The sequence below is a fragment of the Enterococcus sp. 1001283B150225_161107_E12 genome, assembly GCF_015556925.1.
Taxonomy (GTDB): domain Bacteria; phylum Bacillota; class Bacilli; order Lactobacillales; family Enterococcaceae; genus Enterococcus_B; species Enterococcus_B mundtii.
Window position 1 is genome coordinate 15,167 of sequence record NZ_JADNNI010000001.1, and the last position, 13,893, is coordinate 29,059.

General features: G+C 39.1%; 8 protein-coding genes (1 of these 8 running past the window's edge). All 8 read left to right on the plus strand.

Annotated features, from left to right (window positions below; translation table 11 throughout):
* Tightly spaced (at most 38 nt apart), the 8 genes in view from I2F89_RS00070 to I2F89_RS00105 form a layout consistent with a single transcriptional unit that may run on beyond the window.
* Positions 1-237: a hypothetical protein gene (locus I2F89_RS00070; protein WP_010735554.1), complete on the plus strand. Its 237-nt coding sequence runs from the start codon at positions 1-3 to the stop codon at positions 235-237.
* Between the two features lie 29 nt (positions 238-266).
* Positions 267-1,091: a hypothetical protein gene (locus tag I2F89_RS00075; protein ID WP_071867947.1), complete on the plus strand. Its 825-nt coding sequence runs from the start codon at positions 267-269 to the stop codon at positions 1,089-1,091.
* A gap of 15 nt (positions 1,092-1,106) precedes the next feature.
* Positions 1,107-1,457, plus strand: coding sequence for a PrgI family protein (locus I2F89_RS00080; protein WP_071867946.1), 351 nt, complete (start codon positions 1,107-1,109; stop codon positions 1,455-1,457).
* Positions 1,399-3,708: a VirB4-like conjugal transfer ATPase, CD1110 family gene (locus tag I2F89_RS00085; protein WP_195513186.1), complete on the plus strand. Its 2,310-nt coding sequence runs from the start codon at positions 1,399-1,401 to the stop codon at positions 3,706-3,708. Before I2F89_RS00080 ends, I2F89_RS00085 begins: the two co-directional genes overlap by 59 nt.
* Positions 3,701-7,024 carry a lysozyme family protein gene (locus I2F89_RS00090; protein WP_195513187.1) on the plus strand — a complete coding sequence of 1,108 codons (3,324 nt, stop codon included), beginning with the start codon at positions 3,701-3,703 and terminating at the stop codon, positions 7,022-7,024. Before I2F89_RS00085 ends, I2F89_RS00090 begins: the two co-directional genes overlap by 8 nt.
* 19 nt (positions 7,025-7,043) lie before the next feature.
* Positions 7,044-7,973, plus strand: a complete 930-nt coding sequence (locus I2F89_RS00095) for a hypothetical protein (protein WP_086334625.1) — start codon at positions 7,044-7,046, stop codon at positions 7,971-7,973.
* A gap of 38 nt (positions 7,974-8,011) precedes the next feature.
* Positions 8,012-12,472: a hypothetical protein gene (locus tag I2F89_RS00100; RefSeq protein ID WP_195513188.1), complete on the plus strand. Its 4,461-nt coding sequence runs from the start codon at positions 8,012-8,014 to the stop codon at positions 12,470-12,472.
* A 20-nt stretch (positions 12,473-12,492) separates the two neighbouring features.
* Positions 12,493-13,893: the 5' portion of a MucBP domain-containing protein gene (locus tag I2F89_RS00105; protein WP_195513189.1), read on the plus strand. It continues 855 nt past the right edge of the window; only the first 1,401 of its 2,256 coding nucleotides appear in the window; its start codon is at positions 12,493-12,495; its stop codon lies off the right edge, out of view.

The following is a 13,893-nucleotide window of genomic DNA, read 5'->3' on the forward strand; positions in this document are numbered from 1 at the left end:
ATGAACAATAATCAACAATTATTACAGGATGTATTTAATTTGATTTCAAGATTTACGATGGTTGGCGGAGGATTATGGATCATTTGGGGAACCGTGATCTTAGCTGGTGCGTTAAAAGATAAAAATGGTCCGCAACTACAACAAGGGATCTGGCAAGTCGTCGGCGGTGCATTGATTTTAGTTGCCGCAGTTTGGTTCGTGACCGCATTTGATGTCGGCTCACTTTTAAGTAGGTAGAAAATTTTTTATAGAAAGAAGGTTAATCAGTGCGCTCAGCGATAATGATGCTATTTGATCGAATGATGGAATATTTGAATGGGGACAATATTGCAGAAACCTTAAGCCGTGGTTTGCAAGATTACATGGCAGATGCCTATCGAGTAGCAGGAATCATCCAACAAACGATCATAGCTCCAGTTGCATTTTCAATACTAGCGATATTCATCTTATTTGAATTTCAAAAAATTTCTTTAAAAGTAGAGAATGCAGGTGGTGCTCCAACTTTGGGATTTGAAATGATCATGAAAGCATTTGTAAAATTTATTATTTGTTATATTGTCATCTTAAGAATCCAAGTGATTCTCGATGCCATTGTCGCATTAGGGGCAATGTTAGCAGGGCAAATAATGGCCCTAAATAGAGATGATTTTTTAAGTTCTTATCGCAATGTAGTCAATTCAGCAGTAAGCAATCTTTCGTGGTGGGAAGTAATGGTCGTATTAATGATTTTTGTTGTTCTATTTTTAGTTTCTTTAGTAGTAGGGGTCTTTATCAATGTCATCGTTTATATAAGATTTTTTGAATTATATATATTCAGTGCGATTGCTCCTATTTCGATGGCGGCATTACCCCATCAAGAGTTTTCATCGATGGCAAAAGGATTTTTCAAGAATTTTGCAGCTTCCTCCTTACATGCTGTAATGATCGCATTAGTATTGACCATTTATCCTTTGATTTTTGTGAATTTCTTAAATAGTCATAGGAGTGGCATGTGGTCGCTGATTTTTGGTTTGACGATTTACATGATTGCTTTGATGTTTGCAATAAATAAGACAAAAGGATGGGCGAAAATGATTGTATCCGCCTCATAGAAAGGAATAAAAGCAATGGCAATTGAAGTCAAAGTCCATAAAGATGTACGTGAATATAAAGAACGGATCGTAGCAGGTATGAGCGTACGACAATTAGGCTTTCTGTCTGTGGCGGTGTTGACTAACATCGTGATCAGTTTTGTGTTTGTGCGCTTTTTTGGTTACTCCATGGACGTGATCAGTTGGCTGATGATTCTCGTTTCAATGCCAATCGTCGCTTTTGGGTGGCTAAAAAAAGAGGGACTGCCTTTTGAACGCTATTTGAAATACTATTTTATTTACCATTTTGATCAAGGAGTAGTTGTTTATGAAGAATCTGATACGTCCCAATTTCATGAAGGTGAACTTCAGGCAAAACAAGAATAAAAAAAATATGCAAGAAGAAAAAAAATCTTTTTTACTTTATGAAGAATTCTATGATAACGGTATTTGTTTAATTACTGAGAATGAATACTCAATAACGATCCATATTGACGATATCAGTTATCAACTTTGTTCCGAAGAACAACGTATGCAGATATTCATTAAATATTGTGAGTTCCTAAATTCTTTGGAAGCTTCCATTGATTACAAAGTCACGTTAGTAAAAAAGAAAAAAACAGTCGAAGAATTGACTCATGTGCTGTTTAAAGAAAAAAATGAACAATATGATGATAAGTACCGCCAAGAAATGAATGACTATCTAACAGCGAAAATCAACGAAAAGAAGAATGCGTTTGAAAAGAAAATTTTTATTACGTTTACTCAAAAACATGAGAATCAGGAATTTGCGGAAAGAGAGTTATTCTTGATTGCCGATCAATTGGATCTATTCGCTCGAAAAATTGGTTCGACCATCCATATTTTAAAAGGGGAAGAACGGAAAGAATTGATCGGTCAAATCATAAATAATGAGAATCATACATTACTACCGAAACAAGTCGATCTCAAATTAGATAAGCGCCTGATCAAGATCGATGACAAACTAAATCAGACCCTCTATTTGAATGGTTACCCTGCCGAACTATCTGATGAATGCTTAACAGGTCTTATGGAGATCGATGAAGAAATCACTCTTACGGTTAGTTGCAGGCCGATACCGATGGCAAGCAGTTTCGACTTAGTAAAGACTAAAATGGCTTACATGGATCAGCAAAAAGTGGATGAACAGCGAAAAGCCTTAAATAGTGGGTACGATTATGACATGCTACCCTATGACCTGACTTATTCCCTGGATGAAGCAAAAGAGCTTTTAGATTCATTACAAAGTAAAAGCCAGAAACTATTTGAAGTAACTGTGTTGATCAATTTCTCCGCAGAGAATCAGGATAACTTAAATAAAATCGCGAGTAAAATCAAGTCGGTAGGGCGAAGATTTGGTTGCACGATCATTGAACTAGCGTATTTACAAAAATTTGCTTTAAATACAATATTACCAATAGGAAAGAATCATGTTCCTTTAAATCGCTTATTGGCAACTTCTGCGGTTTCGGCGTTGATGCCATTTTCGATTTCTGAAATGCTTCATGAGAATGGCAATTATTATGGGATCAATTCTGTGACAAAAAATCTGACGATTCTTGATCGGAAAAAACTAATGGCGCCCAATGGGTTTGTCTTGGGCACACCAGGATCAGGTAAGAGTTTCTCTGTCAAACGGGAAATCGTCAATGTTTTACTGAGAAACGCCAAAGACGAAGTGATCGTCATTGATCCTGAATCAGAATATCAGCATATTTGCTCGGAATTTGATGGTCAAATGGTTCGATTGGCTGGTAATTCAAACACCTGCATCAATCCGATGGATATCAATAGTAACTATGGCGATGATGCAGACCCGATCGCTTTAAAAACCCAGTTTTTGATTTCACTTTGTGAGCTGATCACGGGTGGTATTTTAGGGTTATCTTCCCAACAAAAGACGATCATCGACCGAGTATGCCGGAAAATTTACCAAGAACAGACACAGTTGCCGACATTAAAAGATTTTTATATGGCGCTAAATGCACAGCCAGAAGAAGAGGCAAAGCAACTGGCGATTGAATTGGAGCTTTATACAGAAGGTAGCCTAGCGCTATTTTCCAAACAGACAAACGTGGATTTAAATAAACGTTTAGTCATTTTCGACATCAAAGATTTAGGGAAACAACTCAAACCATTTGGAATGTTGGTCGTTTTAGATCAAATTTGGAATCGAATCACATTAAATCGAGAATCAGGAATCCGTACATGGTTATATATAGATGAATTACAGTTGCTCTTTACAAATGAATATTCAGAAAATTATTTCTTTGAATTGTGGAGTAGAGCAAGGAAATGGGGGGCTATACCGACAGGGATCACCCAAAATGTCGAGACGCTATTATTGTCGGATCTAGCCAGAAGAATGCTTTCTAATAGCGATTTCGTTGTCATGTTCAATCAAGCAAAATCTGATCGCTCAGAGTTGACTCGTTTATTCGATATATCGGAAGAGCAGGAAAAGTATGTTTTAAATGGGAGTGAAGGTACTGGTTTGATGGTGTTTGGGGACACGATCATTCCATTTGAAGACCGACTGCCTAAAGAGACGAAACTCTATCAAATCATGACAACTAAACCTGGTGAAGAGGTAAAAACAAAGCAAGATTATGAATGAAACATACGAGGGGAATAAACAAGAAAACAACAAGCAGCAAGATCTGTTATCGATCAAATTGAAACGTGTCAGTACGAAAGAGCAAAAAAAGAAAGCACTGAAAAAACGACTCCGATTCAAAAAACGTCAACAAAAATTAGCGAGAAAAAAAAGAGATAGCTTACAGCCGAAAAATAGAAATATCGTTGATTTCAAACAACATATGGTGAATAGCCAGTCAAGAAAAGAGCCATTAAGTAAAGGCGCAACAAGCAAAAAACCATATGCTAGTCATTTTAAAAAGCGTCATCTTATAACAAATAAAAAAAAGTTAAACAAAATCAATAGTAACAAACAACATAGTACCACAAGAGAAAAGGCCTATTTCATAAAGAATAAACATCGCTCTCCTAAAGAAATCAATCATGCGCTTTTAGGAATAAAAAAAAGACAAACTTCACCCAATCATAGTGGGACGAATCAGCGAAGTCAGCTCTCTACTGAAAAAATCAATAAACAAAAATTAGGATCAAAAAAATTCTATCATAAGAAACAAGAAAAACTAGGTAAAAATGTTCTCAATCTATCTGGCATAAAGAATACACTTACTACGAATAAGCAGACCAGAGCAAAGAAGCTTGAAGAGAAACTATTCGGCATCAAAGACAAACTTGAACGTAAACATCAAGTGTTAAGTAACTCCAACAAAGTTAAACGATTAAAAAAGCAAACAAAAATGCCATCGAAAAAAAAATTCAAACCCAAACTGAAAAAAAATCTGGCACAAACGGCCATAGACACAGTTGGCAGGAACAAAGATGGCGAATTGAATATTCTTGGAGTTCTTTTAGTCTTATTTATTATTCTCAAACTGATCCTCATGTTGTTGTCCGTCAAAGTAATGATGATCTTGGCGGTCGTCATCGTCGTGATCGTCGTGATTATCGCCATCTTTAATTTTATCGCTAGTATATTTACTATAAAAACGGAAGATATGGCATTAGCAGAGGCGTATGAGCATGTCACACTTTTGGATGCCAGAAAGAACAAAGAAGTGCAACAAGTTTTTGAAGATTTTTCAGAAAATTCTGAAATTGAAGAAGTATATTTTGTTGTAAATGGTGTTGCAAGACCAGATAACAATTTTATCTATAGCTCTGATGCAGATACGTACCTCTATTACCTGAATGCAAAATATGAAGATTATAACATCAGTAAACGTATCTCAGCGAGTAGCAATATCTTTGGTGCAACAAGAGTTCGTGGAGAAGTAGAAGGAATCCATGGGTATACCTTTAGTTACACAACGAAAATCGAAACAAGAGAAGTACCAATTATTTATCCTGATGAGACTGATCCAGAAGAGGATGGATCGGAAGACTCTGAAGACGATGATGAATCAGAAGAAGCTGATGGTTCGGAAGACGACGAGGACTCAGAAGAAGAAGCGGATGATTCAGAAGAAGATGAGGACTCGGAAGAAGAAGCAGATGATTCAGAAGATGATGAGGATCCAGAAGAAGAAGCGGATGATTCGGAAGAAGATGAGGACTTAGAAGAAGCGGATGATTCAGAAGAAGATGAGGACTCAGAAGAAGAAGCGGATGATTCGGAAGAAGATGAGGACTTAGAAGAAGAACCGGATGATTCAGAAGAAGATGAGGACTCAGAAGAAGAACCGGATGATTCAGAAGAAGAAGCGGATGATTCGGAAGAAGATGAGGACTCAGAAGCAGAACCGAATGATTCCGAAGAAAATCAAACGAATGACACTCTAAATGGGGACCAACCCGCTACCCCTCGTAATGAAGAAGATCGTCCAACGCATCGTACGATAAAAGTGGCGTTGATCAATATTGAGATCAAAACAATCAGTCAGTTTATTGATGAAAATTCAGATACGCTGACAGAGGAAGAACTAGATAAGTTTGGACCGATCCAAGAATTGGACCGATTTGAGAATAAAGTATTTTTGCAAAGTCCTTTTGGCATGAACCAAGACGCCATCGTTGTTCAAAAATATGGCTATCGAGGATCAAATGACAGAAATAGACATGATCATATCGAGCTGTTGGCTGAGCCTGGCACGCCTGTCTATGGCATCGATAATTCTGGATCAGGAAGAGTACATGCTGCTGGCAACGATTATGTCACTATCAATACTTCTTTGAGCAAAAGAGTTGTGTTGTCTCCATTAAAAAATGTCCGAGTGAGAAATGGTGAGTGGATAGATGCCGATACAATCGTAGGAGAAACCACAGGGAATTTAAAGGTTGAAGTCATTGAACGTCGAACATTCTGGCCAAACAGACATATTTATCCATCTGCTTATATTTTTGATCTGGAATTTCAATATCCTTCTGAGATAGAAGGATTTACACATCATTCTTCAAGAACGATCTCAGGAAGTCTTAAAAATCCTGGACAAATGATTTTACAATGGGAACATCTTGTTCGAGAAGCTTGTGAAAAGTATGGGATTCCAGAGTATGTCAACATGATTTTGGCAATCATCCAAGTAGAATCCGGTGGTGATGCAGAAAGATTCCCTGATATTATGCAGGCTAGTGAGTCACAAGGTTTGTCTCCTAATACGATTGATGATCCAGAACTATCAATTGATCGAGGCACCCACTATTTTGCCCAATTATTAAGCAAAGCGAGAGACTTACATCTTGATGATCGTGCGGCTCTTCAAGCCTATAACTACGGAGAAGACTTTTTAAACTGGTTAGCAACTACCAATAACCAATATAGCTTCTTTCAGGCAGAGTTATATGCAAGGGAAAAAAGCAACAGACAGACTGTTACTTATACCCATCCAGTAGCGTTAGCATATGGATTTTCATGGCGATATGCTTACGGAAATATGTTCTATGTTCCTATAGTAACTAACTATCTATGGCTCGAAAACTCAGATTTCCTTGAGGCTGCAATCAATGAGATTGGCACGATCCAAGGAGAGAAGTACTGGCGATGGTATGGATTTGAAGGAAGAGTAGAGTGGTGTGCGATCTTTGTGAGTTGGGTAGCAGATCAAGTAGGGTATCTCAACCAAGAAAAAATAATCAAGTCTGCTAACTGTTTACAAATGATCAACTGGTTAACTGAAAAAGGGAACTATAAGAAAGCTTCAGAGAACTATCATCCACAACCAGGTGATTTGATTTTCTTTGATTGGAATGGAGGTGGTACTGGAAAAGATCACGTTGGGATCGTAGAGTTTACAGATGGTAATATCATCCAGACCGTCGAAGGTAATACTGCTGATAAAGTAGCTAGAAGGACCTATTTTATCAATGATCCAAGCATTTCAGGTTACGGTATTCTTCAATAAAGAGAGAAAGAGATAAACAATGAAACAAATAAAAAATATAGTTGAGTCAAAAGAAGGAAAAAGAATCGTGTTTATAGCTATCGGCATTTTCATCACCATGTTCAGTTTTATTTTTTACTCGCTATTTTTTCATAGCGGTAAGAATGAAAACTCGGAAGGTACCGCTAGTAGTAAGCCTTTGTCTGCAAGCGAGCAAAGAAAAGAGGACCTAAATTTAGTAGAAAGAAATGAAGCCTTAGTTTATAGAGGTATTTGGTATTCTGATCGAGCGGATGGCATGGTTTTGGAATTAAAAAATGACGGAACTTATCAAAGTACCAGTTGGCTCACAACGGGTCAGTATCGCTTAGTAGATACAAAGCTTGTTCTGACGGACAAAGAGAAAGAGGAAGTTTCTTTTGAGCTGATGACAAGGTTAGGCGAAACGATTTTCTTTTATGAAGACAATGAAGGGAACACGACCTATTTCTATCCTAGTGTTGCATTGATGGAAAGGGCCAAAGAAATTATTGATTCCAGTGGGGAAGAAATCGATGAGATAATCAGTCAAAAATGGAATGACGTGTTACTTCAAGGTAGTTGGACGGGAACGACGATGAATAGTCAAGTGTTGATTGATTTTACAGAAGACACATTTGTCCAAAGAAAAGTGGAAGACGGAAACGAAATAAGTCGAATTTTTTACTATCGCGTCATTTCTGAAGATATTTCTGAGACGCTATGTGTACTTGAACTATCAGTCACAGATGAAAATTCAGCAGTGATGACATTTGAGGTCACCTTAGAAGAGACACAATTTGGTTATCGCATGCATTCCCTCCCAGGGATGTTTTTATGGGTAAATGATTACGAAAAACCACATCAAGCTGTGCGATTAACTCAAACAGGTATTTTTAGAGAAGAAAATTCATCTTTAGAACAATTACTTGAACATCGCTTGAATGGTTAATCGACTCTAAAAAATTCTTCATTGAATGGAGGAGACCGATGTTTTATAAAAAATTTGAAAACTATCTTAAAGAATATATAAACAAAGATATTTCAGTAAAATCAGTAAAACCTTATGAAGAAAAAGTATTCAATGAGTTTCAAGCAAAAGCAATATTAGATAGCAACCCTGAAACTTTGAGAGAAGAATTCCACTTCGTTCTAGACTTGATTTCTTCAAGAAAAGAAGTGAAGGAAGAAAAGACCAATGATTTAAAACAATCATTTGAAAGAATGCTCCAAGACATTGATCCATCAGAATACAATGCCTTGAGATTCTCGATTTATAAATCGCGGATGATCGTCTTAAAACAAGATATACGTGAGCAAGAAACAAGGACAAAAGATGCGGCACCCACTTTTACGTCAAACACACAGTTACAAGCATCTGACGAATTAGTAAGTCCTAAATTAGTGGCTGAACAAGAAAGAAGATTTGCAGAACAAGCCTCACTCAATAAGAGAGACAACGTAAAGCAAGAAGTTTTATCTAATGAGCAGATCAAAGAGAATGTCTCGATGCACGTAAATTCTGTCCACACGACGAATCAATATACAAAAGAAGAACACCATGAAAGGCTTAAAGTGAGTGATTTAAAAGAACAATTTGAAAAAGAACGTTCTTTTAATAAAGAACCGCATTCAGCTGGAGTACCATCAGGAACAGTCAACAGATTGCGACAATACTATGAAGGTCTGAATCATTCATCAAATGATCATTCACCAGTAGAAAGTCGAAAGTCATCTAGATGGAGAACCCCGCAAACGAACGATTCGCTGAACGTTCAAAATAGGCAAAATCAACCGACAGATCGACGGAGCCAAAGAGATGAAGGAACATCGTCCTATCAAAAGGCTCCTCCATTAAAAGGTACTAGCGAATTTGTGCGTAGAGGAAATGAAAGCACAGTCTATACGAATGAATCATCACCCACAAATAAAGCAGAGCCGGATCAAACCGGCATGACGAACGAAGAATTTCAAAGACGGCGAGATCGATTTGGCAATCTGTCTGGACCAAGTAACGAACCACCAGTCATCGAAAGAACAACTCAAAGAGAACCGGATAACTACCAGACAGCTGCTTATCAAAATCCACCTAGGCAGCAACGAAGTAGTGAGCTAGTGCAAGAAGCTCAAGCTAGTAGGGTAGATAACAATGACTCGTTAAGGACAAACAATGCAGAATGGAATCGAACTGGTAGGGCGAACGAAGAAAATCAAAGATATCGAGATCGATTTGGCAATCTGTCTGGACCAAGTAACGAACCACCAGTCATCGAAAGAACAACTCAAAGAGAACCGGATAATTATCAGACAGCTACTTATCAAAATCCACCTAGGCAGCAACGAAGTAGTGAGCTAGTGCAAGAAAGTCAAGCTAGTAGGATAGATAACAATGACTCGTTAAGGACAAACAATGCAGAATTGAGTCAAACTGGTAGGGCGAACGAAGAATTTCAAAGATATCGAGACCGATTTGGTAATCTGCCTGGACCAAGTAACGAACCACCAGTCATCGAAAGAACAACCCAAAGCGAACCGGATAATTATCAGACAGCTACTTATCAAAATCCACCTAGGCAGCAACGAAGTAGTGAGCTAGTGCAAGAAAGTCAAGCTAGTAGGATAGATAACAATGACTCATTAAGGACAAACAATGCAGAATTGAGTCAAACTGGTAGGGCTGACGAAGAATTTCAAAATCTTCGTGCTCGATTTGAAAACCTGACTGGTACAAGCAGTGAACCATCACTTTCAAAGAAAAAGAGTCGTGGAGAGAGTGAACATCAAGGAACTTCTTATCATAGAGCTATCACCAGGCATGACAGTAGTGAAAGCGTACGTAAAGTAAACGAAAGCGCAGTTGATACGAATGATTCATCATCTGCAAATAAAATAAAATCGAATCAAACCGGCTTGACGAATGAAGAATTCCAAAACCGTCGCGCTCGATTTGAAAATCCTAGTGTAAAAAGTGATAACCGCCTTGCAACAGAAGCAACGGGTCAAGTGAGGGCAGCGAGAGACCAGTTTGAAAAAGCGAGCAATCTTCCTGACGACCGACCAGCTCCAGAATCCACGGGACGAGTGAGAGCAACGAGGGACCAGTTTGAAAAAGCAAATGCCCATCCAAATGAGCGACCAGTTCCAGAATCCACGGGACGAGTGAGAGCAACGAGGGACCAGTTTGAAAAAGCGAATGCCCATCCAAATGAGCGACCAGTTCCCGAATCAACGGGTCGAGTGAGAGCAGCGAGAGATCAGTTTGAAAAAGCGAGTGACCTTCCTGACGACCGACCAGCTCCAGAATCCACGGGACGAGTGAGAGCAGCGAGGGACCAGTTTGAAAAAGCGAATGCCCATCCAAATGAGCGACCAGTTCCCGAATCAACGGGTCGAGTGAGGGCAGCGAGAGACCAGTTTGAAAAAGCGAGTAATCTTCCTAATGACCGACCAGCTCCAGAATCCACGGGACGAGTGAGAGCAGCGAGGGACCAGTTTGAAAAAGCGAGTAATCTTCCCAATGACCGACCAGTTTCCGAATCAACGGGTCGAGTTGAAGAGATGCGAAGACAGTACGAGTCCAGAAATGGGAGAGAAACTGAAGCTAGTGTCTCTAACGAAACATTCCAACAACAAAATGGCTTGGCTAATGAAAGATTTCGTCAACGCCGAGACCAATTTGAAAATCCTGTTGTAACAAGTAGTGATGGATCAAAATCAGAAGAAACTGCTATAGCCGATCAGCTAGATCGTAGAAAAGAAACAAGCAACCAACCTACTGCTAACTCTGCTGATCAAACAGGTATCGCTGCTGGTAATACGAAAAAAATCCGTGAATTGTTAGCTGATAAACTCAAATTTAATCCAGTAGAGAAAGTACCACCTGAAACAAATACCCAAACAGCTACTCAAATAGATAGTTCCCATCCACCAGTAGAGGAATCTGCCTCTGACACTCAAAACAGCCAAATGAGAAATCAGATGCGTGAAGGTGGTGAACTGAGATCAACGAAACTGGATGGAACGAGTACAGCAACTGGAGGAATGGATAAAAAGCAGTCGCAAAGCACAGTTGATTCTTTAGATAAACTTGGAATAGACGTGAGTAGTGATACTTTTGGTTTAAATGAGAATGCTTCAGATAAAACGGATAAATCTACTGAGACCGATTCTATGAACGACGATGTAGAATTGCCAGGATCAGTACCGCTTACAGAAAAAAAGAAAATCCATACAAAAAAAAGCCGAGCGATTCAAATCGGAAGACTTTTGTTGAACTTACTACCATTAGCATCTTGGCCGTTGATCAGTATGTGGGTAACTGGCATTTTAGGTATCGTTCCAGCCTACCTTGCTATGTATGGACTACCACTAACTCTGTTTATTTACGGGACTATTTTGGCTGCCGTTTATGGGCCAAAACTCATCAACTATATTCGTAAACTTCATTCTAGAATACAAAACTATCGCCAGGCAGAACGAAGTCGACAGAGAAACTTAGAGGATCGAGTGATTGATCCAAAAGAAAAATCGATTCAAAGAGAAACTGCTGCTCATGAGAAAGAAACAGCAAAAACAAAACAACAGAATCACTCATCAGAAAAAGACAGTCCTGAAAATGCAGAAAAAGACAAATCTGTAAAGGGTTATCTTAAAAGAAATTGGAAATCTCTCGCCATCATCTTTGGTGTTGGGATAGTTGTAGCAGGAATTGGTATCGCACTGACACCAGTAGTTGCACCATATATATTTGCGATAGCCACTTCAACTCCTTTATTTATGTACAAAGTAACTTCAGTTATTGCAATGGCACTTGCGGTTTCCTTTGGTGTGACCGCCTTGAGTAAAGGACTGCATGCACTACAAAGAAAGTTTTATAAAAAAGAAGATCAAACATTAGAAACGACAACACAAAAAGAAACAATCGAAAAAAATTCTTTAGAGGTAGATAAGAATTTTGATAAAGCCTATGAAAAAGTGGATAAGGATGATCGTGCATCTGCCCATGATAATTCGTCAATAAAAAGTGCTGGATCAAAAGAAGATGGCATAAAACTCGCTAGTAATGAAACGAAGTCAATGGAAAAAAGTCCATATGCATGGGTCTATGGTCAAGAGACAGAAAACAAAACCCCAAATGAATCGAATCGTTCAAGTCGGTCGAATTCGTTTAATACCCATGAAACACTTCATGTGAAAGCGGATATTCATGAGCCACCGTCACAGTCATCACGTGAAAACCGTGCGACGAATCAATTAGGTGAAGCCGCAAGACATCGGTTGGATAATACAAAATCTGAAAGAAATCCACAGATTACTGAACAGAATAAGGGAATCAATCGTCAGCCGGCCGTCAAAGAGGCATTTGATTCAATCAAACAAAAAGCAATTTCGAAGAGTAATAATGTCAGTGGCAAGCCCCTACTGAAAGGTCAAATATCTTTTGAAAAATAAAGAATACGGAGAGAGATTCAATGAATAAAATCAAACTAATGAGCATATTTAGCGTCATCTTGTTGCTCTTGCATTTTCCAGTGAGTGTTTATGCTACTTTTAATGATTATATGCTCAATGAGATCCATCAAGGAAAGAGCTTACGTGCATGGTTGTATGACGAAGGAGAAAACGCAATCTCTCAACAAATCAATGCTACACCACAAGTAGATGGTTCTTTGGGGGTTGATGTGGGGGATAGTGTGAGTTTTTCGGTTAATATTCCTACCTACGCCCTGGTGGCAGACCGAGGTGGTTGGATTCCAGCACTGACGGGAGGTAAGAGTGGAAATACGCCTGTCCCCAATTACTTTTATACTCAGATGCGTTATGGAAAGTCACCAAATCTGCCAGGTAATTTTAGCATAGGTGAGGTGACCGCGACAAATCTTCCTTCGGGAGTGACCATTAGCAGGGTAGTTGGCCCGACTACGGGAAATCTTACAAGAGTTGATGTGACAGTTACTAGGTCACAGGTGAGTGCGGAAAATGGCCATACTAACTCAATCAATCTTAACTTGAGTTCGCTTTATTTAGATACATGGGCAATTGATCCAACAACTGCTGATTTTTTTGGAAACAACCCGATTAATGTAGGGGGTATTACACTTACTAATCTTAATTTGGGCACATTGTCACTGCGAACAAAAAATTCAATCAGAGTGAGATATATCGATGAGGCAGGGAATGAACTCCGAGATCCACTGGTAGAACAAATGGAGGTTGGTCAAAACTATGCGTATACACCTCCAGCCATTCCGGGATATACCTACAACAGATTATCATCTGGAAGCGCAAGTGCTTCTGGTCAGATGGCAGCTGGTCCGGAAAGACTTGTTGAATTTGTCTATACAAAGAATCCAACGGTGGGCGGAGCGATCACGGTGAACCACGAATTTATCGGTGCTTCAAGTATGAATAGCAGTGAACGATTCACAAACGTGGGGAATGTGGGCGATCGATTTGAATTGACACCTAGAACAGAAGCTGGCTGGCAAGTAAAAGGTGAATTGCCAGAAGTGATAGTGACAGAACAAGCACAAACGGTGACGATCCAATACGAGCGAAAACCTGGAGGTGACATCACCGTCAATCATGAATTCATTGGCGATTCTTCTATGAATACGAACGAAGTGATTACAGATGTCGGGAATGTTGGTGATCGTTTTGAAATGACGCCACGAACAGAAGCGGGTTGGCAAGTAAAAGGTGAGTTGCCAGAAGTGATAGTGACAGAACAAGCACAAACGGTGACGATCCAATACGAGCGAAAACCTGGAGGTGCCATCACCGTCAATCATGAATTCATTGGCGATTCTTCTATGAATACGAACGAAGTGATTACAGATGTCGGGAATGTCGGTGATCGTTTTGAATTGACG

Bases quoted from the DNA above. Each gene is read 5' to 3' on its own strand.
- I2F89_RS00070 (WP_010735554.1), top strand. From the start codon at position 1: ATGAACAATAATCAACAATTATTACAGGATGTATTTAATTTGATTTCA.
- I2F89_RS00080 (WP_071867946.1), top strand. From the start codon at position 1,107: ATGGCAATTGAAGTCAAAGTCCATAAAGATGTACGTGAATATAAAGAA.
- I2F89_RS00085 (WP_195513186.1), top strand. From the start codon at position 1,399: ATGAAGAATCTGATACGTCCCAATTTCATGAAGGTGAACTTCAGGCAA.
- I2F89_RS00090 (WP_195513187.1), top strand. From the start codon at position 3,701: ATGAATGAAACATACGAGGGGAATAAACAAGAAAACAACAAGCAGCAA.
- I2F89_RS00095 (WP_086334625.1), top strand. From the start codon at position 7,044: ATGAAACAAATAAAAAATATAGTTGAGTCAAAAGAAGGAAAAAGAATC.
- I2F89_RS00100 (WP_195513188.1), top strand. From the start codon at position 8,012: ATGTTTTATAAAAAATTTGAAAACTATCTTAAAGAATATATAAACAAA.